Origin of the sequence: Serratia ureilytica, assembly GCF_013375155.1 — a bacterium.
GTDB lineage: Bacteria > Pseudomonadota > Gammaproteobacteria > Enterobacterales > Enterobacteriaceae > Serratia > Serratia ureilytica.
Window position 1 is genome coordinate 48,156 of record NZ_JABXOF010000016.1, and the last position, 23,580, is coordinate 71,735.

The following is a 23,580-nucleotide window of genomic DNA, read 5'->3' on the forward strand; positions in this document are numbered from 1 at the left end:
TTTTTCATCACCGGCTGTGCTACCCTTAGCGGGACTATGATATGGAGATAAGCAAATGAATATCGAAAGAATTGATCCCGATCAGCGCTGGTCCGAAGCCGTGGTGCACAACGAGACCGTTTACTACACCAGCGTGCCGGAGAATCTGGACGATGACGCGACCGCGCAGACCGCCAACGCCCTTGCCGCCATCGACGTGCTGCTGGAACGTGTAGGGTCGGACAAAAGCCGTATTCTGGATGCCACCATCTTCCTGGCCAATACCGCCGACTTCGCCGCGATGAACGCCGCCTGGGACGCCTGGGTTGTCGCCGGCAGCGCGCCGGTGCGCTGCACCGTGCAGGCTCAGCTGATGAATCCGAAGTACAAGGTGGAAATCAAAATCATCGCCGCGCTGTAAGCCTCGCGCAGACGAAAAAAAACCGCAGACGGCAACGCCTGCGGTTTTTTATTGCCCGCTATCAGGACAGTTTGAGGATCACCATCCCCGTCAACAGCAGCGCCAGGCCAATCCAGCCTTTGGCGTTCAACCGCTGGCCGAACATGATCCAGCCTGCGGCGATGGTGGCGGCGATACCGAAACCGCCCCACAACGCGTAAGCGATTGACAGATCGATGCCCTTTACCGCCTGCGCCAGGGCGCTGAACGCACCGAGTACCGACAGCAGCGACAGCAATCCCAGCCAAATTTTACGGAAACCGTCCGACATCTTCAGGAAGATGTTGGCGATGATTTCCAGCACGATGGCCAATCCCAGGAACCCAATGTGGTACAACTCAAACTGTTGCATGGTTGTCACCTCGCGGGCTGACCTGTTTTCGCTCTTTGCGGGTACCGGATTTCACCAGCATGATACCGGCGATCAGCGTAGCCAGACCCAGTACCTTCAGCGCCGAAATGGGCTCGTCGAACCACAGCACGCTGAACAGGGTAATGAACAGAATGCCGATACCTTCCCACAGCGCATAAGCTACGCCCAACGCCACGCGTTTTACCGCTACTGACAGCAACACATAAGACGCGGTGATCATCACGTACATCACGATATGCCCGATCATGCCGCCATTGACGCTGGCGTATTTCATCGACAAGGTGCCGATGATTTCGGTCATGATGGCCAAACCTAAAAAGATCCAATAAATCATAATTTTTCTCCCAAACGGCGAATAACGCACGCCAAGGCATATTTATCCCGATTTATCTCGTCGAACGGCCGCAGTACGGCGCGCAAGACGCAGAGATCCCTGGGGATAAACTGACCCAAACGCAAAAAGAATGTTTGCCCGGCTGAACGGTAGAGCGAAGGCGTAAGCCCGCTACCAGCACCGGTTAAGGGAGAAAGACGCTATAGCTCGCTGCACCAGTGATGCTCACTGGCAAGGATCGCAGACAGGAAGAGTTGGCACGTAGAGGTTCTGAGGGTAGTTCCGTTAATAGTCATCATAATAGTTCTCTATTATCAGCCGCACACCGTGCGATTTGCCCAATATCCTCATAAAAGTAAAATTTTCAACTGAGATATTTTTACCATAGCCAAAATAAGAAAGCAAACTGCCGTTTTCATAAAAAAGCAGAAAAAAACGGGTTAAAAATAAGAAAGTTAATCGCGATAAAAATTAAAAAAGGCCCAACGGAGCGTTGAGCCTTGCGAGATCCGCGGGTGAGCAAATAAGCGCCAACCCCAGGCCTGGCGCGGGTTACAACGCGGCGCCGCTGACGGCGCTGCGCGCCAGTTCAGTGATGCGCGCGTAGTCGCCGCTTTCGAGCGCATCGGCCGGCGCCAGCCAGGAGCCGCCGATGCACAGCACGCTTTTTAGCGCCAGATAATCGCGGTAATTGTTCGGCGTAATGCCGCCGGTCGGGCAAAAGCGCACCTGCGGGAACGGGCCGCCGATCGCCTGCAGCGCCTTCACGCCGCCGTTGGCTTCCGCCGGGAAGAATTTGAATTCGCGCAGGCCGTAATCCATGCCCAGCATCAGTTCAGATACGGTGCTGATGCCCGGGATCAACGGGATTGACCCCGCCGTCGCCGCCTGCAGCAAAGCGTCGGTCAGCCCCGGGCTGATGGCGAACTGCGCCCCGGCCTCGGTCACCTCCCGCAGCTGCTGTGGATTGATCACCGTACCGGCGCCGATGATCGCCTCCGGCACCTCTTTGGCGATAGCGCGAATAGCCTCCAGCGCACAGGCGGTGCGCAGCGTCACCTCCAGTACCCGCACGCCGCCGGCAACCAACGCTTTCGCCAGCGGCACCGCCTGTTCCAGCGTGTTGATCACGATAACAGGCACCACCGGCCCCGCCGTCAGGATCTGTTCAGCGCTGGTTTTCCAGTTTGTCATCATTCTTTCTCCATTACTCGCGGTTAACAATGGCACGCCCCTGCCACAGGGCTCCGCGCAAACGCGCGAACGTCCGGCCGTACCGTAAGTGATGTGGCCCACGCGCAGATCGCAGGCAAAAAAAAGCCGGCAGACGGGCTGCCGGCATTGCGCATTACTCGAACTCGTTCCAGGAACGGCCGTCGCGGGTGATCATCGCCACCGAGGCCACCGGCCCCCAGGTGCCCGCCTGATAAGGCTTAGGCGCTTCGTTGTCGGCTTTCCACGCGTCCATGATGGAGTCGACCCACTTCCAGGCCTCTTCCACTTCGTCACGGCGCACGAACAGCGCCTGAATGCCCCGCATGGTCTCCAGCAGCAGGCGCTCGTAGGCGTCCGCCACGTGCTCCTGGTTGAAGGTTTCCGAGAAACTCAGATCCAGCTTGGTAGTCTGCAGGCGGTGCTTGTGATCCAGCCCCGGCACCTTGTTCAATACCTGAATTTCGATGCCTTCGTCCGGTTGCAAACGAATGGTCAGCTTGTTTTGCGGCAGCTGCTGATAAGAGTCGCTGAACAGGTTAAGCGGCGGATTCTTGAAGTACACCACCACTTCCGAGCATTTGGTCGGCAGACGTTTACCGGTACGCAGATAGAACGGCACCCCGGCCCATTGCCAGTTGTCGATGTCCACGCGGATGGAAACGAAGGTCTCGGTGCTGCTGCTCTTGTTCGCCCCTTCTTCTTCCAGATACCCCGGCACTTTCTTGCCCTGAACGAAACCGGCGGTGTACTGACCGCGCACGGTGGTTTCCCGTACATTGGTCTGATCGATGCGGCGCAGCGAACGCAGCACCTTCACCTTCTCGTCGCGGATGCGGTCGGTGGTCAGATCCGCCGGCGGCGACATGGCGATCATGGTCAGGATCTGCAGCAGGTGGTTCTGGATCATGTCGCGCATCTGGCCGGCCTGATCGAAGTAGCCCCAGCGCCCTTCGATGCCCACCTCTTCCGCCACGGTGATCTGCACCGAATCGATGGTGCGGTTGTCCCAGTTGGACGCGAACAGCGAGTTGGCGAAACGCAGCGCCAACAGGTTCAACACCGTCTCTTTGCCGAGGTAGTGGTCGATGCGGTAGACCTGGGACTCGTTGAAGAACTCCGCCACCTGATCGTTGATCACGCGGGAGGACGCCAGATCGGTGCCCAACGGTTTCTCCATCACCACGCGCGCCGGCTCATGGTTCAGCTTGGCTTCGCCCAACCCTTTGCAGATGGCGCCGAAGGTGCTTGGCGGCATGGCGAAGTAGTTGATGGTGGTGCGGTGCTTCTGGTCCAGCATTTTACCGAGTTTGGTAAAGTTCTTGCTGTCGTTGACGTCCAGATTGCAGAAGTCCAGGCGCGCGCTCAGCGTGGCCCAGAGTTCGTCATCCAGCTTTTCCTTCATGAAGGTGCCAAGCGCTTCCTTGACCACTTCGGTATAGGCTTTTTTATCCCACTCCGCGCGGCCGACGCCGATGATCCGCGTATCCGGGTGGATGTGTCCGGCTTTCTCTAACTGGTACAGGGAAGGCAGCAGCTTACGGCGCGCCAAATCACCTTTCGCGCCGAAAATAACCAGGTCACACGCCTGGGCTGTAGAGGTTACCGCCATGTTCATCTCCTCGTTGCAGGATATTTGTAATTTTCTTACATTACTAATGTACTCTGTTTGACTACGGCCAGCAAACCCGGCGCAGAAGCAGAAAAAAGACGTTAAGATCTCAGTGGTAGCGCCACTGCGCGCCGGCGCCCTCACAGGCGGGCAAAACTGTAATTTTTCGTCTTTTTTGACGCTCTGTTACCATTATGAAAGTTAGACACAGGTCATATTCTGGTGAAAAAAGCCTGCATACGCCCTGTCGAGACTGCCAACGGTTACCAGCACGTAGTATATTTTCACTAAACCGGCATTGATTTCTCCTTTGTTTGCAATCGACATACCCTATCGATTTCAGGTTACAGCCGCTCGTTTGGCGTCTGCTTGCACGGCGAACACGGGCGAAATTCGGCGCTGTTGCTTGAAAGCCACAGGGATAAAACCATGAGTGACTCTCGTTATATGAATACGCTGGACAAAATCCAGAGCCATCTGGAGCTCCTGAGCAAATCTGAAAGGAAAGTCGCCGAGGTGATCCTGGCCTCCCCGCAGACCGCCATTCACTCCAGCATCGCCACGCTGGCGCGCATGGCCGACGTCAGCGAACCCACCGTCAACCGTTTTTGCCGTCGCCTTGATACCAAAGGCTTTCCCGACTTCAAACTGCATCTCGCCCAAAGCCTGGCTAACGGCACGCCCTACGTAAACCGCAACGTCGAGGAAGATGACAGCGTCGATTCCTACACCAGCAAGATCTTCGAATCGGTGATGGCCAGCCTGGATACAGTAAAGGCAAATTTGGATATTGCCGCAATCAATCGTGCGGTTGACCTGCTCACCCAGGCAAAAAAGATCTCTTTCTTCGGTCTGGGCGCCTCCGCCGCCGTGGCCCACGACGCGATGAACAAATTTTTCCGCTTCAATATTCCGGTGGTCTACTTCGATGACATCGTCATGCAGCGCATGAGCTGCATGAACTCCGGCGAGGGCGACGTGGTGGTGTTGATCTCTCACACCGGCCGCACCAAGAACCTGGTGGAAATGGCCCACCTGGCGCGAGAAAACGACGCCACGGTACTGGCTATCACCTCGCGCGATACCCCGCTCGCCCAGGCGGCGACCCTCGCGTTGCTGCTCGACGTGCCTGAAGACACCGACGTTTACATGCCGATGGTGTCGCGGATCGCGCAATTAACGCTCATTGACGTGCTCGCCACCGGATTTACCTTGCGCAGAGGGGCTAAATTCAGAGATAACTTGAAGCGGGTCAAAGAAGCGCTCAAAGAATCGCGCTTTGATAAAGGCGTAGTCATTCCCAACAGTTTTGACTCGTAACCCGACGAAGAAAAAAGTCGCCGTTCAACAGACATTTGAATGGCGACATCAGAGGCTGTACCCTGTTAATACGCTCATGCGGGTAACCCGGGTGAAATATCAGTGTTGTAAAATTACATTTCACGCCTGGTTTCGTTATCCGACGTTATCGCAACACCAATATTTGCTTCACCAGTCAACGGAGTAATACATGTCCAGACGGCTCAGAAGAACCAAAATCGTTACCACCCTGGGTCCGGCTACAGACCGCGACAATAATCTGGAAAAGATCATTGCCGCCGGCGCCAACGTAGTTCGGCTTAACTTCTCCCACGGCAGCCCGGAAGATCACCAGGCTCGCGCAGACAAAGTTCGCGAAATCGCTGCCAAACTGGGACGTCACGTCGCTATCCTTGGCGATCTGCAAGGGCCGAAAATCCGCGTTTCCACCTTCAAGGAAGGCAAAATCTTCCTCAACGTGGGCGATAAATTCCTGCTGGACGCCAACCTGTCAAAAGGCGAAGGCGATAAAGAAAAAGTCGGTATCGACTATAAAGGCCTGCCTGCCGACGTCGTGCCGGGCGACGTCTTGCTGCTCGACGACGGCCGCGTTCAGCTGAAAGTGCTCGAAGTTCAGGGCATGAAAGTGTTTACCGAAGTGACCGTTGGCGGCCCGTTGTCCAACAACAAGGGCATCAACAAACTCGGCGGCGGCCTGTCGGCCGAAGCGCTGACCGAAAAAGACAAGGCGGACATCGTCACCGCCGCCAAGATCGGCGTCGACTACCTGGCGGTCTCCTTCCCGCGCACCGGTGAAGACCTGAACTATGCTCGCCGCCTGGCGCGCGACGCAGGCTGCAACGCCAAGATCGTGTCCAAGGTTGAGCGCGCCGAAGCGGTCTGCAGCGACGAAGCGATGGACGACATCATTCTGGCCTCCGACGTGGTGATGGTCGCCCGTGGCGATCTGGGCGTCGAAATCGGCGATCCGGAACTGGTCGGGATCCAGAAGAAACTGATCCGCCGCGCCCGTACTCTGAACCGCGCGGTGATCACCGCGACTCAGATGATGGAGTCGATGATCACCAACCCGATGCCGACCCGCGCCGAAGTCATGGACGTGGCCAACGCCGTGCTGGACGGCACCGACGCCGTCATGCTGTCGGCGGAAACCGCTGCCGGCCAATACCCGGCGGAAACCGTGGCGGCGATGGCGCGCGTTTGTCTGGGCGCCGAGAAGATCCCGAGCATCAACGTTTCCAAACACCGTCTGGACGTGCAGTTCGACAATATCGAAGAGGCGATCGCCATGTCTTCGATGTATGCGGCCAACCACCTGAAAGGCGTCACCGCGCTGATCGCCATGACCGAGTCCGGCCGCACCGCGCTGATGATGTCACGCATCAGCTCCGGCCTGCCGATCTTCGCCATGTCGCGGCATGAGCACACGCTTAACCTGACCGCGCTGTATCGCGGCGTGACGCCGGTGTATTTCGACAGCCACAAAGACGGCGTCATCGCCGCCAACGAAGCCGTCAATCGCCTGCGCGACAAAGGCTTCCTGGTCTCCGGCGATCTGGTGATCGTCACCCAGGGCGACGTGATGGAAACCGTCGGCACCACCAATACCAGCCGTATCCTGCGCGTCGAGTAATTCACGCCGCAGACGAAATGCCGGCCGGCTCACCTAGGCCGGCATTTTTTTTGCTCTGACACTGCCATTACGACGGAGAACGCCATGCTCCACCAGCACAATCCCGCCTCGACCTATGATGAGCTCGAGCTCGATGGACGCGGCCTGACGCAGCTCGACGAATCGCTGTTTGCCGGCCACGCGCTGCGCAAGGTCAGCCTGTACAACAATCAGCTGACGGCCTTCCCTACTCCCCTATTCCGGCACCAGAATCTGCGGGTGCTGAACATCTCTTGCAATCAGCTCGAGCGTCTGCCGCCGGAGATAGGTCAGTTGCAACAGCTCGAGATGTTCGATTTTGGTCACAACCGCGCGAGCGAACTGCCTGAAACATTGGGGCAGCTGCACCGGCTGAAATACCTCTACCTGAGCGATAACGGTTTTAGCGACCTGCCGCGTGCGCTGGCGCAACTGCAGCAGTTGGTTTACCTCAACGCGACCGATAACCAGCTGACCGCCTTGCCGCAGGCAATACCGAGGCTGGCGGCGTTGCAGGAGCTGCGTTTATACAACAATCGCATCCGCAGCCTGCCCGACGAAATCGGGCAACTGCGCGCGCTGCGCGAGTTGCATATCATGAAAAATGCCCTGACCACGCTGCCGGCGGAAATGGCTCTGCTCGGCGAGCTTGAAATACTCGATGCGGCCAACAATGCCATCACCGAACTGCCGGCAGCCTTCTGCCGCCTGCCGCGATTGAGCGAGCTGAACCTGCGTTTTAATCAACTGACGCGCCTGCCGGAAAATATCGGTGAGCTCACGGCGCTGAGAAGTCTGGATCTGCGCGCCAACCGCCTGAGCGATCTGCCGGAAAGCCTCGGTGAACTGAGCCGGCTGCGCAAGCTGGATCTGCGCTGGAATGATTTCACCCACACGCCCAACGTCATTGAGATCCTGCGGGCGCGCGGCTGTATGGTGCACATCTGAAGTGACGCCGGCCAGGGTGTGGCCCGACCGGCGTTAGCGGTAGATAGGATTAACGATACAGATCGTCGCGCGAGTAGGGTTCAATCTCCCCTTCCTTGCGCGTCTTCAACAGTTTGAGGATCCAGGTGTACTGCTCCGGGTTCGGGCCCACCAGATTCTCCACCTCTTCGTTCATGCGGCGGGCAATGCGCGGATCGTCCGCTTCGGCCAGATCGTCCATCGGCTCGCGAATATAAATATCCAGCATGCTGGTTTTGCCGTCGTACACCGGGAACAACGGCACGATCGCCGCACGACACACTTTCATCAACCGCCCGACCGCCGGCAACGTCGCCTTATAGGTGGCGAAGAAGTCGACAAACTCACTGTGCTCAGCACCGTGATCCTGATCGGGCAGATAGTAACCCCAATATCCCTGGCGAACCGAACTGATAAACGGTTTGATGCCGTCATTGCGCGCGTGCATGCGGCCGCCGAATTTACGACGCACGGCATTCCACAGGTAGTCGATCAGCTGATTGCGCTGATTGTGGAACATCGCCGCCATCGGTTGACCGCGCGCGGCCATCAACATCGCCGGCACATCCACCGCCCAGCCATGTGGCACCAGGAAAATCACGTTACGCCCTTCCGCTCGGATCTTGTCCAACACCTCTTCGCCGTGCCAACGCACGCGCTTGAGCACTTTTTCCGGTTTGGTGCAGGCCAGTTCCGCCATCAGCACCATCGACTGCGGCGCACAGGCGAACATCTGGTCGATAATGTGCTCACGCTCGCTTTCCGGCAGTTCCGGCAAGCAATACAACAGGTTGATGCGGGCACGACGACGCGCCCCTTTCGCCAGCTTGCCGGCCAGTGTGCCGATCGCCCCCAGCACCGGATCGCGCAGGCGCGCAGGCACCAGCGAAACGCCGGCCATCAGGCCGGTTCCCAGCCACACGCCCCAGTAGCGCGGGTATAAAAAGGCTTTTTGAAACTGCGGGATGAACTCTACGTTCGATTTCTTCTCGTTTTGCATGCACATGCTCTTCGCTTAGCAATTCGGCTAATCATAATTGCCATCACCAATTTTGCAATTAACAACCGCGAACCGCCCAGATAAAACAGCATCGGCCCGCAATCAGGCCGATGAAATTAGCGGCGCCGAAGCGCCGGAAAAAGGGGGACGTTAATCCAGTTGCAGCTGAGGAACCACTTCCTTCACCTGCGCCAGATAATCGCTGCGGTCTTTGCCGCTCAGGCCTTCGGAACGCGGCAGTTTGGCCGTCAGCGGGTTCACCGCCTGTTGACCGGTCCACAGTTCAAAGTGCAGGTGCGGCCCGGTGGAACGGCCGGTGTTGCCGGAGAGCGCTATGCGATCGCCACGCTTCACCTTCTGGCCCGGTTTCACCAGCAGCTTTTTCAGGTGCATGTAGCGCGTGGTGTATTGGCGGCCGTGGCGGATCGCCACATAGTTGCCCGCTGCGCCGCTGCGCTTGGCGATCACCACCTCGCCGTCGCCGACCGCCAGCACCGGCGTGCCGACCGGCATGGCAAAATCGACGCCTTTGTGCGGCGCCACGCGGCCGGTCACCGGGTTCACCCGGCGCGGGTTGAAGTTGGAGGAGATGCGGAACTGTTTCATGGTCGGGAAACGCATGAAGCCGCGCGCCAGGCCAGAGCCCTGGCGATCGTAGAACTTGCCGTCCTCGGCGCGGATCGCGTAGTAATCTTTGCCGCCCGTGCGCAGACGCACGCCCAACAGTTGGCTTTGCGATTTCTTGCCGTCGAAATGTTCGCGCGACATCAGCACGGAGAACTGGTCGCCCTTGCGCAGTTTGCGGAAATCGAGCTGCCATTGCAGCGCCTTGATCACCGCATTGATTTCGTTACGGCTCAACCCGGCGTCGCCGGCGCTGCTGACGAAGCTGCCGTTAACGCGGCCGCTGATCACATTGTTGCGCCATTCGCCCTGCTGCGCCTCTTTCGACTCTTTGAAGCTGTTGCCGACGCGATCGTAGGTGCGGGTTTCGCGACGAGAAACCTCCCAGGTCAACTGCTGCAGATCGCCCGCTTCGTTCACGGTCCACGACAGCTGTTGGCCGATCTTCAGGTTGCGCAGATCGCGGTTTTGCGAAGCCAGCAGCGTGACATCCGACATATCGATGCCGTACTGCGTCAGAATGCTGCCGAGGGTATCGCCGGTGGAAACCACATATTCATGCACGCCATCATCGCCGGCATCCTTCTGGTCCAGCTCATCCTGCGGGATTTCGTCATCGGGGGTGGGTTGGTCGGCATCTATCGGTTCACTGGCTTCGGGGAGCAATGACCGCAACTGGCTGGATTCTAACTCGACGCTCTTGGCGATGGGATTGTGTTCTGGGTGGTAAACAAAAGGCCGCCAAACAGCGACGGCCAATGTGACGACTGTCAGCGACCCCAGCATGACGCGGTGGGGCCGTGGCAGGTTGTTATACGCCAGAGCGATAGTTCGGACTATCTGCTGCACTCGATATTATCCTCATAAGCTTACTTCAGGCAGCTCACGTACTGGCTTGACAGCTGTGTCAGGAATTTCCCGTAGCTGTCCTTCCCCAGCGCGATGCCGATGCCCAGCGGGTCCAGCGTTCCGGAACGCACAGTGGTACCCTTGGCGACGGCATTGATTACGGCCGGCCTGAATTGTGGCTCAGCAAAAACGCATACCGCTTTCTGCTCAACCAACTGTGTTCGAATTTGGTGTAGGCGCTGTGCTCCAGGCTGAATTTCGGGATTGACGGTGAAATGGCCCAGCGGACTCAAACCGTAGTGTTTCTCAAAGTAGCCGTAAGCATCATGAAAAACAAAATAACCCTTACCTTGCACAGGCGTAAGCATGTTACCAACATTTTTGTCAGTTTGCGTCAGCAGATTCTCGAACTGGCGCAGGTTTGCGTCTAATTTGTCCTTATTTTGCGGCATAAGTTCCAACAATCTGTCGTGAATCGCGATCGCGGTCACTTTTGCCACCTCCGGCGACAGCCAAACGTGCATATTGTACTCGCCGTGATGATGCCCATGATCGTCATCAGCATGGTTATGCGCCTCGCCTGCATGATCATGATCGTCGTCTTCTTCGCCTTTCATCAGCAGCGGCTTCACCGCGGGCAGTTCGCTGATGGCGAGTTTGCGGGTTGCCGAGATAGGCACCAGCGCCTTGGTCAGGAACGCTTCCATGTCCGGTCCGACCCACAGCACCAGGTCGGCAGAACGCAAACGCTGAATATCGGAAGGCCGCAGCGCGAAGTCGTGCGGCGAAGCACCATCCGGCAGCAGCACCTCGGTCGGCGTCACGCCGTCGGCGATAGCCGAAGCGATAAAGCCCAGCGGACGAATCGTCGTCACCACCGCCGCGGAAGCGCTGCTCAGCGGGCCGGCCATCACGAGTGCGCTGGCCAGCAGCGTGCGCTGCAGCCATTTATTTTTCTGTGCCATCATCAGTAATCCCATCGTTTTCATCAACAAGGCGTGATATTATAACATTCGCTTCGTTCTGCAACCTGTAATCTCGAGATGTCTACACTGATAACGCTAAAAAATATCTCCGTCGCCTTCGGCAGCCGCAAGGTGCTGTCGAATATTTCCCTCAGCCTGCAGCCTGGCCGCATTCTTACCCTGCTGGGCCCGAACGGCGCGGGTAAATCCACGCTGGTGCGCGTAGTGCTGGGATTGGTAAAACCGACCGCCGGCACGCTGGAGCGTGAGCCCGATCTGCGCATCGGCTACGTGCCGCAAAAGCTGCACCTCGACGCTACCCTGCCATTGACCGTCAGCCGCTTTATGCGCCTGAAGCCGGGCGTAAAGAAAGCCGACATTCTGCCGGCGCTCAAACGCGTGCACGCCGCCCACCTGCTCGACCAGCCCATGCAAAAGCTCTCCGGCGGCGAAAACCAGCGCGTGCTGCTGGCGCGAGCGCTGCTGAATAAACCGCAGCTGCTGGTGCTGGACGAACCCACGCAAGGGGTGGACGTCAATGGCCAACTGGCGCTGTACGATCTGATCGATCAGCTGCGCAAGGAGCTGGGGTGCGCCGTGCTGATGGTCTCGCACGATCTGCATCTGGTGATGGCGAAAACCGACGAGGTGTTGTGCCTCAATCAGCACATCTGCTGCTCCGGCGCGCCGGAGGTGGTCTCGATGCATCCCGAATTCATCGCCATGTTCGGCAACCGCGGCGCAGAGCAGCTGGCGGTGTATCGCCACCATCACAACCACCGTCACGACCTGCAGGGAAGAATTGTCTTGAAGAAAACCGGGAGCCGCGAAGCATGATCGAATTGTTACTTCCCGGCTGGCTGGCCGGGGTGTTGTTGGCCGGCGCCGCCGGGCCGCTGGGCTCCTTTGTGGTCTGGCGCCGCATGTCCTACTTCGGCGATACCCTGGCGCACGCCTCGCTGCTCGGCGTCGCCTTCGGTCTGCTGCTGGACATCAATCCTTTCTATGCGGTGATCGCCATTACGCTGCTGCTGGCCCTGGCCCTGGTGTGGCTGGAGCGCCGCCCGCAGCTCTCGGTGGATACGCTGCTCGGCATTCTGGCCCACAGCGCGCTGTCGCTGGGGCTGGTGGTGGTGGCGCTGATGTCCAACGTGCGGGTCGATCTGATGGCCTATCTGTTCGGCGATCTGCTGTCGGTCACGCTGAGCGACATCGTGATGATCGCCGGCGGCGTCGCCGTGGTGCTATTGGTGTTGTGGTGGCAATGGCGCGATCTGCTGTCGATGACCATCAGCCCTGAGCTGGCGCACGTCGACGGCGTCAATCTGGCGCGGGCGCGCACCGTGCTGATGCTGGTCACCGCCTTGACCATCGGTCTGGCGATGAAATTCGTCGGCGCGCTGATCATCACCTCGCTGCTGATCATCCCGGCGGCCACCGCTCGCCGCTTCGCGCGCACGCCGGAGCAGATGGCGGGCATCGCGGTGCTGCTCGGGATGGTGGCGGTTACCGGTGGCCTGACCTTCTCGGCGTTTTACGATACGCCTGCCGGCCCTTCGGTGGTGCTCTGCGCCGCCGTGCTGTTCACGCTGAGCCTGTTTAAAAAACAGCAGGCTTGATTAAAACCGGGATATGACAAGGGCCGCATCTGCGGCCCTTTCTTATTGGCGGATTAAAAATTTACGCTTCGCGTTCGAGGCCGAAATGCCGGTAGGCGTGCTGCGTCGCCAGACGGCCGCGCGGCGTGCGCTGGATAAAGCCCTGCTGGATCAGGAACGGCTCGATCACGTCTTCGATGGTCTCGCGCTCTTCGCCGATCGCCGCCGCCAGGTTATCCAACCCGACCGGGCCGCCGGTAAACTTGTCGATAATCGCCAACAGCAGTTTGCGATCCATATAGTCGAAGCCTTCGGCATCGACGTTGAGCATATCGAGCGCCTGCGCCGCCACCGCGCCGCTGATCACACCGTTGGCACGCACTTCGGCGAAGTCGCGCACCCGGCGCAACAGACGGTTGGCGATACGCGGCGTGCCGCGCGCGCGGCGGGCCACTTCATGGGCGCCCTCGTCGGACAGCTCCAGCCCCAGACAGCCGGCGCTGCGCGAGACGATGTGCTGCAGATCGGCCACCTGATAAAACTCCAGCCGCTGGACAATGCCGAAGCGATCGCGCAGCGGTGAGGTCAGCGAACCGGCGCGGGTGGTTGCACCCACCAAGGTAAACGGCGGCAGATCGAGCTTAATCGAGCGCGCCGCCGGCCCTTCGCCGATCATGATATCCAGCTGATAGTCTTCCATCGCCGGATACAGCACCTCTTCCACCACCGGTGACAGACGGTGAATCTCATCGATGAACAACACGTCATGCGGTTCAAGGTTGGTCAGCATCGCCGCCAGATCGCCCGCCTTCTCCAGCACCGGGCCGGAGGTGGTACGCAAATTCACGCCCATTTCGTTGGCCACGATGTTGGCCAGGGTGGTTTTCCCCAGCCCCGGCGGACCGAAGATCAGCAGGTGGTCGAGCGCGTCGCCGCGCTGCTTGGCCGCCTGGATGAAAATCTCCATCTGCTCGCGCACGTGCGGCTGGCCAACGTATTCGGTCAACAGCTTGGGGCGAATGGCGCGATCGAGGACTTCTTCCTCGTTGAGCGGTTCGGCGGAGATCAGGCGATCGGCTTCAATCATTATCTACCTCTTAGCGGCCTTACAAAGCAGCGCGCAACGCGTCGCGGATCAGGGTCTCGCAGTCGGCACCCGGTTTGGCAATTTTGCTGACCATGCGGCTGGCTTCCTGCGGCTTATAGCCCAGCGCCACCAATGCGGAGACCGCTTCGGCCTCCGCATCCGCCTCAGGCGCTTTCTCAGCGGCGGACGGCAAGCTGATCTCGCTGCTGTTGAACAGATCGCCGTTGAGCCCTTTGAAGCGGTCTTTCATCTCTACCACCAGGCGTTCGGCGGTTTTCTTGCCCACGCCCGGCAGCTTGACCAGCGCGGTGATCTCTTCACGCTCCACCGCGCTGACGAACTGCTGCGCGGACATGCCCGACAGGATCGCGAGCGCCAGTTTCGGCCCGACGCCGTTGACCTTGATCAGCTCGCGGAACAGCGCGCGCTCTTGCTTATCGTTGAAACCATACAGCAGCTGCGCGTCTTCGCGCACCACGAAGTGGGTAAACACGATGGCCTCTTGCCCCAGTTCCGGCAGCTCGTAAAAGCAGGTCATCGGCATGTGCACTTCATAGCCCACGCCGTTCGCCTCCAATAACACCAGCGGCGGCTGCTTTTCCAGAATATTTCCTCTGAGACGACCTATCATTTACCCTCCTGCAGAATGACCGGGCATGGCGCCCTGCCATGCCGTTGCTGGTAAAGCTTATAACATAAAAAAGGCTGGATGAATATCCAGCCTGAGCAATCATCGCTTCGCGTCAGCGCAAACGCCCGCGCGCCAGGTTAAGCCGCCCTTCGCTCATCCGCAGCACGTTCTGGCTGAGGTGGCAGTGGGTGATGGCGATGGCCAGGGCATCGGCGGCGTCCGCCTGCGGGTTGGCCGAGAGTTTGAGCAGCGAGCGCACCATGTGCTGCACCTGCGCCTTTTCGGCTGCGCCGGTGCCGACCACGGTTTGTTTGACCTGCCGCGCCGCATACTCGAACACTTCCAGATTCTGATTCACCGCCGCGACGATCGCGACGCCGCGCGCCTGGCCGAGCTTGAGCGCCGAATCCGGGTTCTTGGCCATAAACACCTGTTCGATGGCGAAGAAGTCTGGCTGAAACTGGGTGATGATCTCGCTGACGCCGGCGTAAATCAGCTTCAGCCGCGTCGGCATGTCGTCCACCACCGTGCGGATGCAGCCGCTGGCGATATAGCTCAACTGGCGCCCCTGCTGGCGGATAAGGCCATAGCCGGTGACGCGTGAGCCGGGATCGATACCGAGTATGATCGCCATATCTACATCCACCTTGCATGCACGGCGCCGCCTGATGGCGGCGCCAGTTTTACCGGATTACAGCGTCGCCGCCACTTCGTCGGAGATCTCACCGTTATGGTAAACTTCCTGCACGTCGTCGCAGTCTTCCAGCATATCGATCAGGCGCAGCAGCTTAGGCGCCGTTTCTGCGTCCATGTCGGCCTTGGTCGATGGGATCATCGACACTTCCGCCGCTTCGGCTTCGAAGCCCGCCGCGGTCAGCGCGTCTTTCACCGCGCCCAGGCTTTCCCAGGCGGTGAACACGTCGATGGCGCCATCGTCATAGGTCACGATGTCTTCCGCACCGGCTTCCAGCGCCGCTTCCATCACGCTGTCTTCATCCAGGCCCGGTGCGTAAGTGATTACGCCCTTCTTGGTGAACAGGTAGGCAACGGAACCGTCGGTACCCAGGTTGCCGCCGCATTTGGTGAAGGCGTGACGCACTTCCGCCACGGTGCGGTTACGGTTGTCACTCAGGCATTCGATCATGACGGCGGTGCCGCCAGGGCCGTAGCCTTCGTAGATGATGGTTTCCATGTTGGTATCATCATCGCCGCCCACGCCACGCGCGATCGCCCGGTTCATGGTGTCGCGCGTCATGTTGTTCGACAGCGCCTTGTCCATCGCCGCGCGCAGACGCGGGTTGGAATCCGGATCGCCTCCGCCCAGCTTCGCGGCAGTGACCAGCTCACGAATAATCTTGGTGAAAATTTTACCGCGCTTGGCGTCCTGCGCCGCTTTACGGTGCTTTGTGTTGGCCCACTTACTATGACCTGCCATAAAAAATCTCCGAAAAAAACTACTGGACTGAATTGATCACGAACTCTTCAATCGCCTGCTGATTGCTCCACGACTTGGTCAACTTCACGGCCTCGGCCGCCTCAAGCCATTGGTAAGCGTGATGCTCGGTAATCACCGGATCGCGCTCCTCGGGCAACGCCAGACAGAACCAGTGCTCTTTATTGCGCGTGGTTCCCGGCGCATAGCGATGTCGCAAATGGACAAAGAGTTCAAACTCCACGCAGCGTTGGCAATCGAACAACGGCAGGTGCTCTGCTTCGATATCGATGCCGACTTCTTCCATAACTTCACGCCGCGCGGCATGCGGTGGCGACTCATCCTGCTCCAGACTGCCGGTGACCGACTGCCAGAACTCGGTATCGTCGCGCCGCTGTAACATCAGCACCCGACCACTGGATTTCGCGTAAATCACTACCAGGATAGATTCAGGGCGCTTATAACTCATCACTCGCTCTCTTGTTCCGCACCGGCTTTCTTTACCACGCTGATCGCCAGCTCCTGCAGCGACGCCGGGTTGGCGAAGCTCGGGGCGTCGGTCATCAGACAGGCCGCCGCGGTGGTTTTCGGGAAGGCGATCACGTCGCGGATATTGTCGGTGCCGGTCAGCAGCATCACCAGACGGTCCAGGCCGAAGGCCAGGCCGGCGTGCGGCGGCGTGCCGTACTTCAGTGCGTCCAGCAGGAAGCCGAACTTCTCGCGCTGTTCGTGTTCGTCGATGCCCAGAATGCTGAATACCGTCTGCTGCATTTCGCTGCGGTGAATACGCACCGAACCGCCGCCCACTTCGTAACCGTTGATGACCATGTCATAAGCGTTGGCGATAGCGTTGACCGGCGCTGCGGCCAGCTCTTCCGGGCTCATGTCGCGCGGCGAGGTGAACGGGTGGTGCATCGCCGCCAGGCCGCCCTCTTCGTCTTCTTCGAACATCGGGAAGTCGACCACCCACAGCGGCGCCCAGCTGTCGAGTTGGGTCAGCCCCAGATCGCGCCCCAGCTTCAGGCGCAGCGCGCCCATCGCATCGGTGACAATCTTGAAGCTGTCTGCGCCGAAGAACAGGATGTCGCCGGTCTGCGCGTCGGTACGCGCCAGGACAGCTTCCAGCACTTCCGCGCTGAGGAATTTGGCGATCGGGCTCTGCACGCCTTCCATGCCGGCGGCGCGGTCGTTGACCTTCAGCCAGGCCAGGCCTTTCGCGCCGTAGATGTTGACGAAAGCGCCGTACTCGTCGATCTGCTTGCGGGTCAGCTGTGCGCCGCCCGGTACGCGGATCGCCGCCACGCGGCCTTTGGCGTCGTTGGCCGGGCCGGAGAACACTTTGAACTCGACGTCCTTGACCAGGTCGGCCACGTCCACCAGCTCCAGCGGGTTACGCAGGTCCGGCTTATCGGAACCAAAGCGACGCATCGCTTCGGCGAAGGTCATGACCGGGAAATCGCCCAGATCCACACCCTTCACGTCCAGCCACAGTTCACGCGCCAGTTTCTCCATCACTTCACGCACCTGGTCGGCGGTCATGAAGGAGGTTTCGACGTCGATCTGGGTAAATTCAGGCTGACGGTCCGCACGCAGGTCTTCGTCACGGAAGCATTTGACGATCTGATAGTAACGATCGAAGCCGGACATCATCAGCAGCTGTTTAAACAGCTGCGGAGACTGCGGCAACGCGTAGAATTTGCCCTTGTGCACGCGGCTCGGCACCAGGTAATCGCGGGCGCCTTCCGGCGTCGCTTTGGTCAGCATCGGCGTTTCGATGTCGAGGAAGCCGTGGCTGTCCATGAAGCGGCGCACGAAGCTGGTGATTTTGGCGCGGGTCTTCAGACGCTCGGCCATTTCCGGGCGGCGCAGATCCAGGTAGCGGTATTTCAGGCGCGCTTCTTCGCTGTTGACCTGGTTGGAGTCCAGCGGCAGCGGCTCGGAGCGGTTGATGATCTCGAGCGCGTGGGCAAACACTTCCACTTCGCCGGTGGCCATATCTTTATTGATCTGGCTGTCCGGACGCGCACGCACGGTGCCGACGATCTGGATGCAGAACTCATTGCGCAGGTCGTAGGCCTTGTCGAACGCCACTTTCTCGTCCGGATCGAAGAACACCTGCACGATGCCTTCGCGGTCGCGCATATCAATAAAGATCAGGCCGCCGAGATCGCGACGACGATTGACCCAACCACACAGAGTGACTTCCTGGCCCACGTGGGACAGATTCAACTGCCCGCAATATTCAGTACGCATACGCTATCCTTTTACACAGCCGATGCCGCGCCGGGCTAGTGCGCCCCTGTCGCGCGGCTGTTATCTGATAAATTCTACTTGTTACCCGGTTTAAAATCCGTCGCATACCAGCCGGTGCCCTTAAGCTGGAAACCGGAAGATGAAATCAACTTGGTCAACGCGGGCTGCCCACACGCCGGGCAGTCTGCCAGCGGCGCATCGGAAAATTTTTGCAATTTCTCTAACCGATGGTTGCAAGCACCACATGCATATTCATAAATCGGCATAGGTCGTTGGATTAAAGAGTGTTGAAAAAAGGGAGTCATTATAAAGGAAATTCATCCGCCCGATAAGTGCGAACACAGCATTGTTACTGCACTAAATGGCGCGTTTTTGTTCGAATCAACACATCGGTTAACAAATTTCCCATTAACCTGCGACAGTTTTTTCACGTAGCCTGATTCTCCCCCGGTTTTGCGCCGAACGCAGCTCGCCCGACGCGCCGAACAGTTTTTATCCACTTCGCAACGAGATGAAATCCATGCTGAAACTTGACGCCCAAACCACCGCTCTGGTGCTGATCGATTTGCAAAACGGCATTCTGCCCTACGCCGGCGGCCCGCACGGCGCCGACCAGGTGGTGGCGAACGCCGCCCTGCTGGCCGCGCGTTTTCGCATGCTGGGCGCGCCGGTGCTGTTGGTGCGCGTCGGTTGGTCAGACTCCTTCGCCGAGGCGCTGAAACAACCGGTGGATAAACCGGCTCCCGCGCCCGCCGGCGGTTTGCCGGCCACCTGGTGGGAGTTCCCCGCGCCGCTGGCGGTCTGCGACAGCGATATTCTGATCACCAAGCGCCAATGGGGCGCCTTCTACGGCACCGATCTGGACTTGCAGCTGCGCCGTCGCGGCATCAAATCCGTAGTCTTGGGCGGCATATCCACCAATATCGGCGTGGAATCCACCGCCCGCGCCGCCTGGGAACACGGCTATGAGCTGGTGATCGCCGAAGACGTCTGCAGCGCGCAGAACGCGGAAATGCACCGTTTCGCGTTCGAACACATCTTCCCGCGTTTAGCGCGGGTGCGCGACACCGGCGAAATTCTTGCCGCGCTCGACCGGTAACGTTAAGTTGTAGCCTGATAAGCCAAGCATAAGTAAAGGAAGACAAGTCGTGATCTACATCGGACTGCCACAGTGGCAACATGCAGCCTGGAACCGTATCGGGCTGCGCGACTTGGCGGATTACAGCCGCTACTTCAACTGCGTGGAGGGCAACACCACCTTCTATGCGCTGCCGAAGCTGGAAATCGTGCAGCGCTGGCGCGACATGACCGGCGACGATTTTCGCTTTTGCTTCAAATTCCCGTCGGACATCAGCCATAAGGCCGCCCTGCGCAACTGCGCCGCCGAGCTGCAGGCGTTTTACCACTGCCTGAGCCCGGTGCATCAACGTATCGGCCAACTGTGGCTGCAGTTGCCCGCCGCCTTCGGCCCCGATGAGCTGCCGCGCATGTGGCAGTTCTTCGAAAGCCTGCCGCAGGAGTTCACTTACGGCGTCGAAGTGCGTCATCCGGCATTTTTCGCCAAAGGGGAGGAAGAGCGCGCGTTGAATCAGGGGCTGCATCAGCGCGGCATCAATCGGGTGATCCTCGACAGCCGCCCGGTGCATCACGCCGCCCCCCATACCGCCGCCGTGCGCGATGCCCAGCAGAAAAAACCGAAGCTGCCGGTGCACGCGCTGGTCACCGCCGACCAACCGCTGGTGCGTTTTATCGGCGGCGACCAATTGGCCGACAACCTGCGCTGGTTCGAAGCCTGGCAGCAAAAACTGCCGCTGTGGCAGCAACAGCATCAACCGTATCTGTTTATTCATACGCCGGACAACGGCGATTCGCCCCAGCAAGCGCAAAAAATTTGGCAGCAGCTGCGCCGGGCGATCCCCGATTTGCCTGCGCCGCCGGACTGGCCAGAGCAAGATGCACTGTTTTGACCTATTAATCTGACCAATAACATCAAATATTTCCCCGCGACAGTGAATACAATGACGGCTATGATGCTGGCTGCCAGTTTTGGTTAGGGAACGGAGTTAAAAATGGTAAGCGCGCTTTATGTGGTGCTCGGCGCATTGTTGTTGATCAAACTCTCTTATGACGTTGTCAGATTAAGGATGCAGTACCGCGTAGCCTACGGCGACGGCGGTTTTTACGAATTGCAGACCGCCATCCGCGTGCATGGCAACGCCGTTGAATACATTCCTATCGCTGCTGTATTGCTGGTGATTATGGAAATGAACGGCGCGGAAATCTGGATGATCCACCTTTGCGGCCTGATGCTGATGGCCGGGCGACTGGTGCATTACTACGGTTTGCGCAACCGCGAGGTTCGCTGGCGTCGTTCGGGCATGGCCGCGACCTACATCTCTTTGTTGTTGATGGTTCTGGCAAATATCTTCTATCTGCCCTGGGATCTGATTTTCAGCCTGCATTGATCCCGTTTTATCATCAGGCGGCCGCGCCGCCTGCTTCCGCTCCGCTTTTTTACGCTTTTCTGTTAGACTACGCAGCTTCGAATTCTGAACTGATTTGCCGCTATGCCAAACCGCGATACTCTTTTCTCCGCCCCCATCGCCAAACTGGGCGACTGGACCTTCGACGAACGCGTCGCCGAAGTGTTTCCCGACATGATCCAACGCTCCGTTCCCGGCTATTCCAACATCATCTCGATGATCGGCATGCTGGCCGAACGTTTTGTGCAACCCGACAGCCGGGTGTATGACCTGGGCTGCTCGCTGGGCGCGGCGACGCTGTCGATGCGGCGGAATATCAGGGTGCCCGGCTGCACTATCGTCGCCGTCGACAATTCGCCGGCGATGGTGGAACGTTGCCGCCGCCATATCGACGCCTTCCGCGCCGACACGCCGGTCGACGTCATCGAAGCCGATATTCGCGACATCGACATCGAAGACGCCTCGATGGTGGTGCTGAACTTTACGCTGCAGTTCCTCGAACCTGCCGATCGCCTGCGCCTGCTGGAAAAAATTTATCGTGGCCTGCGCCCGGGCGGCGCACTGGTGCTGTCGGAAAAGTTCAGCTTTGAAGACGCCGAAGTCGGCGAGCTGCTGTTCAACATGCACCACGATTTCAAGCGCGCCAACGGGTACAGCGAGCTGGAGATCAGCCAAAAACGCAGCATGCTGGAAAACGTGATGCTGACCGACTCGGTGGAAGCGCACAAGGCGCGTCTGCAACAGGCCGGATTCGAGCATGCCGAAGTGTGGTTCCAGTGCTTCAACTTCGGTTCATTGATCGCTCTGAAAGCGGGGGATGCGCAATGATCGAGTTTGGTGACTTCTATCAGCGCATTGCCAAGAGCCCCCTCAGCCACTGGCTGGATACGCTGCCCGCTCAGCTGAGCGCCTGGCAGCGCGAATCGCTGCACGGCAAATTCAAGCAGTGGTTCAACTCGGTAGAGCATTTGCCGACGCTGACTCCCACCCGTCTCGATCTGCTGCACGGCGTGCGCGCCGAGATGGAGCCGGGGCTGTCGCCGGGCCAGCTTGAAGGCATCGAGAAAATGCTGCGCACCCTGATGCCGTGGCGCAAAGGGCCCTTCTCGCTGTATGGCATCGATATCGATACCGAATGGCATTCCGATTGGAAATGGGATCGCGTACTGCCGCACATTTCTCCGCTGGCCGGCCGCACCATTCTCGACGTCGGCTGTGGCAGCGGCTATCACCTGTGGCGCATGATTGGCGCTGGCGCACACTTCGCCGTGGGTATCGATCCGATGCAGCTGTTCCTGTGCCAGTTTGAAGCCGTGCGCAAACTGTTGGGCGGCGATCAGCGCGCCCATCTGCTGCCGCTCGGCATCGAGCAGTTGCCGGATCTGGCGGCGTTCGACACCGTGTTCTCGATGGGGGTGCTGTATCATCGCCGCTCGCCGCTCGATCATCTCCATCAGCTGAAAAATCAGCTGGTGGCTGAAGGTGAGCTGGTGCTGGAAACGCTGGTGGTGGAAGGCGACCGTCACCAGGTGCTGGTGCCGGGCGATCGTTATGCGCAGATGCGCAACGTGTATTTCATTCCTTCCGCCGAAGCGCTGAAATGCTGGCTGGAGAAGTGCGGCTTTGTCGACGTGAAGATCGCCGATATGTGCGTCACCAGCCTCGAAGAGCAGCGACGCACTGACTGGATGACCAGCGAATCGTTGGCCGAATTCCTCGATCCGAACGATCGCAGTAAAACGGTCGAAGGCTATCCGGCGCCGCTGCGCGCCGTGCTGACCGCCAAAAAGCCCTAGCGCACGCTAATCGGGCCGGCCTGCGCCGGCCCGCCTTCACCCGTTACTGACATCGACAATCCGCAGCTCATAGACCATCGTCGCGTTTGGCGGGATCTGCGGCGCATAGCCAGTTTCACCGTACGCCAACGCCGGCGGCACCACCATCGTCAGCGAGCCGTGATTTTTCAGATGGCCGATAGCCTCGCGGAACAACGGCGGATAGGCGGAGAGCGGCTGGGACATCACCTTCCCACTGCGATCCATATCCTGAATCACGCGACCGTCGGTTAAACTTTCTTTCACCACGATATCCACCCGCGCGTTTTCCGTAATGGCCTCATCACCCGCATAATCGATGCGATACCAGAAACCGGAAGGCGACTTCTGCGTGCCCTTCTTCTTTTGGAACTCGGCGACGAACGCCTCACCTTTGCTGGCCTGCGTCTTCGCCGCCTGGTTTCTGGCGTCGTTCACCGCTTTTTCCGACTCCGCCAGTGCGCTGGTCAACTGCGCATCGCTCAACTGGTAATGGCCGTTGAAGGTATCGATCACGCCTGCCAGCAGCACGGTTTTGTCGGGCGTGATACCCCAATTTTTACGTTCCGCCAGCATCGTTTGAATATCGCGCCCCAAAGCAACACCGGCGGCATAGCTCTGTTGCTCCGGCTTTTTCTTCAGCGCTTGCCTATCCGGCAGCCATTTGGCCCGCGATCTCAGCCCGTCCAGTTCCTCACGCAAGGCTTGCTGCGCCTGATGCGCGGCCGCCAGCTCCGTCGCCGTTTTATCCGCCTGTTGCGCCGCTTTATCCCGTTGCTGCGCAGCCTGCGCGCTTTCCGCCGTCAGCGCCGCCAGACGCTGTTCCAGCGCCTTAGCCTGCTCGGTTTGCGTCTTGTTTTTTTCCTGCAGCTGCGCCAGCTGCTGCTGAAGTTCACCCGCCGCTTTGGCGGCCTCGGCCTTTTGCTGCTCCAGCGCC

At 59.1% G+C, this 23,580-nt stretch carries 26 protein-coding genes; 11 read left to right on the forward strand and 15 right to left on the reverse strand.

Translation table 11 applies throughout. The features are described from left to right. Positions 1-55 precede the first annotated feature (55 nt). The gene (locus HWW83_RS23720) at positions 56-400 is read left to right on the forward strand and encodes a RidA family protein (protein ID WP_004932322.1); all 345 of its coding nucleotides are present in this window, start codon (positions 56-58) and stop codon (positions 398-400) included. A gap of 61 nt (positions 401-461) precedes the next feature. Here HWW83_RS23720 and mdtI read toward each other — a convergent pair whose 3' ends face one another. The 4 genes from mdtI to zwf form a co-directional block, all read right to left on the reverse strand. Next, positions 462-791: a multidrug/spermidine efflux SMR transporter subunit MdtI gene (gene mdtI, locus HWW83_RS23725; protein ID WP_016927446.1), complete on the reverse strand. Its 330-nt coding sequence runs from the start codon at positions 789-791 to the stop codon at positions 462-464. After that, positions 778-1,146, reverse strand: a complete 369-nt coding sequence (mdtJ, locus tag HWW83_RS23730; protein WP_004932327.1) for a multidrug/spermidine efflux SMR transporter subunit MdtJ — start codon at positions 1,144-1,146, stop codon at positions 778-780. Before mdtJ ends, mdtI begins: the two co-directional genes overlap by 14 nt. 552 nt (positions 1,147-1,698) lie before the next feature. Then, on the reverse strand, positions 1,699-2,340 hold the full coding sequence (locus HWW83_RS23735) for a bifunctional 4-hydroxy-2-oxoglutarate aldolase/2-dehydro-3-deoxy-phosphogluconate aldolase (RefSeq protein WP_046688494.1): 642 nt from the start codon (positions 2,338-2,340) through the stop codon (positions 1,699-1,701). A 154-nt stretch (positions 2,341-2,494) separates the two neighbouring features. Beyond that, positions 2,495-3,970 carry a glucose-6-phosphate dehydrogenase gene (gene zwf / locus HWW83_RS23740; RefSeq protein ID WP_033643346.1) on the reverse strand — a complete coding sequence of 492 codons (1,476 nt, stop codon included), beginning with the start codon at positions 3,968-3,970 and terminating at the stop codon, positions 2,495-2,497. A gap of 447 nt (positions 3,971-4,417) precedes the next feature. Here zwf and HWW83_RS23745 point away from each other — a divergent pair, with 447 nt between their 5' ends. The 3 genes from HWW83_RS23745 to HWW83_RS23755 all read left to right on the forward strand — a co-directional run bounded on the left by HWW83_RS23745 (position 4,418) and on the right by HWW83_RS23755 (position 7,889). Continuing rightward, positions 4,418-5,290: a MurR/RpiR family transcriptional regulator gene (locus HWW83_RS23745; protein ID WP_033643347.1), complete on the forward strand. Its 873-nt coding sequence runs from the start codon at positions 4,418-4,420 to the stop codon at positions 5,288-5,290. 190 nt (positions 5,291-5,480) lie between these two features. Then, complete coding sequence (gene pyk, locus HWW83_RS23750; protein ID WP_019452801.1) at positions 5,481-6,923, forward strand: pyruvate kinase; 1,443 nt, start codon at positions 5,481-5,483, stop codon at positions 6,921-6,923. 84 nt (positions 6,924-7,007) lie between these two features. Continuing rightward, complete coding sequence (locus HWW83_RS23755; protein ID WP_176589634.1) at positions 7,008-7,889, forward strand: leucine-rich repeat domain-containing protein; 882 nt, start codon at positions 7,008-7,010, stop codon at positions 7,887-7,889. Positions 7,890-7,938: 49 nt separating this feature from the next. Here HWW83_RS23755 and lpxM read toward each other — a convergent pair whose 3' ends face one another. The 3 genes from lpxM to znuA all read right to left on the reverse strand — a co-directional run bounded on the left by lpxM (position 7,939) and on the right by znuA (position 11,345). After that, entirely contained in the window at positions 7,939-8,907 is a 969-nt protein-coding gene (gene lpxM / locus HWW83_RS23760; RefSeq protein WP_042785718.1) for a lauroyl-Kdo(2)-lipid IV(A) myristoyltransferase, read from the reverse strand. Between the two features lie 150 nt (positions 8,908-9,057). After that, positions 9,058-10,380: a murein DD-endopeptidase MepM gene (mepM, locus tag HWW83_RS23765; RefSeq protein WP_033643350.1), complete on the reverse strand. Its 1,323-nt coding sequence runs from the start codon at positions 10,378-10,380 to the stop codon at positions 9,058-9,060. 20 nt (positions 10,381-10,400) lie between these two features. Beyond that, the gene (gene znuA, locus HWW83_RS23770; protein ID WP_089197701.1) at positions 10,401-11,345 is read right to left on the reverse strand and encodes a zinc ABC transporter substrate-binding protein ZnuA; all 945 of its coding nucleotides are present in this window, start codon (positions 11,343-11,345) and stop codon (positions 10,401-10,403) included. 78 nt (positions 11,346-11,423) lie between these two features. Between znuA and znuC the strand changes: the two genes are divergently transcribed. Both znuC and znuB read left to right on the forward strand, forming a co-directional pair. Beyond that, complete coding sequence (gene znuC / locus HWW83_RS23775; RefSeq protein ID WP_004932357.1) at positions 11,424-12,182, forward strand: zinc ABC transporter ATP-binding protein ZnuC; 759 nt, start codon at positions 11,424-11,426, stop codon at positions 12,180-12,182. Further along, positions 12,179-12,964, forward strand: a complete 786-nt coding sequence (znuB, locus tag HWW83_RS23780) for a zinc ABC transporter permease subunit ZnuB (protein WP_033643351.1) — start codon at positions 12,179-12,181, stop codon at positions 12,962-12,964. Before znuC ends, znuB begins: the two co-directional genes overlap by 4 nt. 61 nt (positions 12,965-13,025) lie before the next feature. Here znuB and ruvB read toward each other — a convergent pair whose 3' ends face one another. The 7 genes from ruvB to HWW83_RS23815 form a co-directional block, all read right to left on the reverse strand. Next, positions 13,026-14,030 carry a Holliday junction branch migration DNA helicase RuvB gene (gene ruvB / locus HWW83_RS23785; protein WP_033643352.1) on the reverse strand — a complete coding sequence of 335 codons (1,005 nt, stop codon included), beginning with the start codon at positions 14,028-14,030 and terminating at the stop codon, positions 13,026-13,028. A 19-nt stretch (positions 14,031-14,049) separates the two neighbouring features. Further along, positions 14,050-14,661, reverse strand: a complete 612-nt coding sequence (gene ruvA / locus HWW83_RS23790) for a Holliday junction branch migration protein RuvA (protein WP_033643353.1) — start codon at positions 14,659-14,661, stop codon at positions 14,050-14,052. A 112-nt stretch (positions 14,662-14,773) separates the two neighbouring features. Continuing rightward, positions 14,774-15,295, reverse strand: coding sequence for a crossover junction endodeoxyribonuclease RuvC (gene ruvC / locus HWW83_RS23795; protein WP_004932367.1), 522 nt, complete (start codon positions 15,293-15,295; stop codon positions 14,774-14,776). Positions 15,296-15,352: 57 nt separating this feature from the next. After that, the gene (locus HWW83_RS23800; RefSeq protein ID WP_004932370.1) at positions 15,353-16,096 is read right to left on the reverse strand and encodes a YebC/PmpR family DNA-binding transcriptional regulator; all 744 of its coding nucleotides are present in this window, start codon (positions 16,094-16,096) and stop codon (positions 15,353-15,355) included. A gap of 19 nt (positions 16,097-16,115) precedes the next feature. Further along, entirely contained in the window at positions 16,116-16,562 is a 447-nt protein-coding gene (nudB, locus tag HWW83_RS23805; protein WP_004932373.1) for a dihydroneopterin triphosphate diphosphatase, read from the reverse strand. Then, positions 16,562-18,346 carry an aspartate--tRNA ligase gene (gene aspS, locus HWW83_RS23810; protein WP_033643354.1) on the reverse strand — a complete coding sequence of 595 codons (1,785 nt, stop codon included), beginning with the start codon at positions 18,344-18,346 and terminating at the stop codon, positions 16,562-16,564. Before aspS ends, nudB begins: the two co-directional genes overlap by 1 nt. Positions 18,347-18,420: 74 nt before the next feature. Further along, positions 18,421-18,651, reverse strand: a complete 231-nt coding sequence (locus tag HWW83_RS23815; RefSeq protein WP_320204121.1) for an FmdB family zinc ribbon protein — start codon at positions 18,649-18,651, stop codon at positions 18,421-18,423. 215 nt (positions 18,652-18,866) lie between these two features. On the opposite strand from HWW83_RS23815, the gene HWW83_RS23820 reads away from it, so the two are divergent. From HWW83_RS23820 to cmoB, 5 genes are all read left to right on the forward strand, one after another. Next, on the forward strand, positions 18,867-19,445 hold the full coding sequence (locus tag HWW83_RS23820; RefSeq protein ID WP_033643355.1) for a hydrolase: 579 nt from the start codon (positions 18,867-18,869) through the stop codon (positions 19,443-19,445). Positions 19,446-19,497: 52 nt separating this feature from the next. Next, entirely contained in the window at positions 19,498-20,313 is an 816-nt protein-coding gene (locus tag HWW83_RS23825; RefSeq protein ID WP_089195493.1) for a DUF72 domain-containing protein, read from the forward strand. Between the two features lie 102 nt (positions 20,314-20,415). Next, on the forward strand, positions 20,416-20,811 hold the full coding sequence (locus tag HWW83_RS23830) for an MAPEG family protein (protein ID WP_004932387.1): 396 nt from the start codon (positions 20,416-20,418) through the stop codon (positions 20,809-20,811). Positions 20,812-20,913: 102 nt separating this feature from the next. Then, complete coding sequence (cmoA, locus tag HWW83_RS23835) at positions 20,914-21,657, forward strand: carboxy-S-adenosyl-L-methionine synthase CmoA (protein WP_033650946.1); 744 nt, start codon at positions 20,914-20,916, stop codon at positions 21,655-21,657. Further along, positions 21,654-22,625 carry a tRNA 5-methoxyuridine(34)/uridine 5-oxyacetic acid(34) synthase CmoB gene (gene cmoB / locus HWW83_RS23840; protein ID WP_072627505.1) on the forward strand — a complete coding sequence of 324 codons (972 nt, stop codon included), beginning with the start codon at positions 21,654-21,656 and terminating at the stop codon, positions 22,623-22,625. Before cmoA ends, cmoB begins: the two co-directional genes overlap by 4 nt. A 36-nt stretch (positions 22,626-22,661) precedes the next feature. On the opposite strand, the gene HWW83_RS23845 is transcribed toward cmoB, so the two are convergent. Continuing rightward, the coding region (locus HWW83_RS23845) for an FKBP-type peptidyl-prolyl cis-trans isomerase N-terminal domain-containing protein (protein WP_176589635.1) at positions 22,662-23,580 on the reverse strand (919 nt) is incomplete at its 5' end.